This is a genomic window from Mesorhizobium sp. B1-1-5 (assembly GCF_006443065.1).
Taxonomy (GTDB): Bacteria; Pseudomonadota; Alphaproteobacteria; order Rhizobiales; family Rhizobiaceae; genus Mesorhizobium.
Window position 1 is genome coordinate 1 of the sequence record NZ_VFWS01000439.1, and the last position, 1,317, is coordinate 1,317.

Here is a 1,317-nt window from a genome sequence, read left to right on the forward strand (position 1 = left end):
TGATCGATATCCAGCATCACGAGGGCGGCTCGCACCGGACCAAGCGCCAGCGCGCCCTGGGTATGCTTCATCGGGTCGGCATTCCGGACCCGGAGAGCCGCATCGGCGGCTATCCGCACGAGTTTTCCGGCGGAATGCGCCAGCGTATCTGCATCGCCATGGCGCTGCTGGTGAAGCCGGCGCTGCTCATCGCGGACGAACCGACCACAGCGCTCGACGCGACGCTGGAGGTGCAGATCATCCATCTGTTGAAAGAGCTGCAAAAGGAGATCGGCTGCTCGATCCTGTTCGTCTCTCACCACCTCGGCGCTGTCGCCGAGCTCTGCGACCGGGTGGCGGTCATGTATGCGGGCGAGGTGGTCGAATACGGCACCGTGCGCGACATCTTCCGCCGACCGGGGCATCCCTATACGCGCGCGCTGCTCGAATGTGATCCCGGACGCATCCGGCAACGCACCCGCCAGTTGCCGACGATCCCAGGCGAGGTGCCGAGCCTCCTCGGTACCCAGGCGGGTTGCATCTTCCGTCGGCGCTGCCCGCAAGCCTTTACCCGGTGCGTGGATGACAGTCCTGTCCCGTGCGCTATCGGCGCAACGCACACCGCACGTTGCCATCGTCTCGACGACACGCTGGTGGCGCCGGTATGAGCCCCCTGCTTTCTGTCGAGGATCTTCGCGTACGCTTCCGCACCATGGGCGCGCTGAAGGCGCTCGCCAGCGGCGTTAAGAACCCGTTCGTGGACGCCGTCTGCGGCGTTTCCTTCGAGATCCGCAAGGGCGAAACGCTCGGCCTCGTCGGTGAAAGCGGTTCGGGAAAATCCACCATCGCCCGCGCCATCATGGGCCTGCGGCCGCCAACGGGCGGCACGATACGCTTCGATGGTCAGGTGCTGAACGGCCTCGCCCCGACGGAGCGCAAGCCGCATCTTCGGCGCATGGCGATGATGTTCCAGGATCCGGTCGGATCGCTGTCGCCGCGACTCACTGTACGCTCACTGCTGATGGAGCCTTTCCGCATTCACGGCGTTACCGGCCGCGACCCCGCCGCCGAAGCGGAACGCCTGCTCAACATGGTCGGCCTGCCCGCCGATTTCGGGCGGCGATATCCACACCAGCTTTCCGGAGGCCAAGCGCGCCGCGTCGGCGTGGCGCGGGCCCTTGCATTGCAACCCGATCTTATCATCGCCGACGAGCCGACCGCGGGACTGGACGTGTCCGTTCAGGGTGAAGTCCTCAATCTGCTTGGACGTTTGCAGGGCGAACTCGGCATCGCCATTCTCATCATCACGCATAATCTCAATGTCGTGCGCCACATGAC

At 65.1% G+C, this 1,317-nt stretch carries 2 protein-coding genes; both read left to right on the forward strand.

All coding sequences use genetic code 11. The features are described 5' to 3' along the window. The coding region (locus FJ980_RS32170) for an ABC transporter ATP-binding protein (RefSeq protein WP_140547511.1) at positions 1 to 647 on the forward strand (647 nt) is incomplete at its 5' end. A 44-nt stretch (positions 648 to 691) separates the two neighbouring features. Next, positions 692 to 1,317: dipeptide/oligopeptide/nickel ABC transporter ATP-binding protein (locus FJ980_RS32175; RefSeq protein ID WP_246676672.1), on the forward strand; the 626-nt coding region annotated here is incomplete at its 3' end.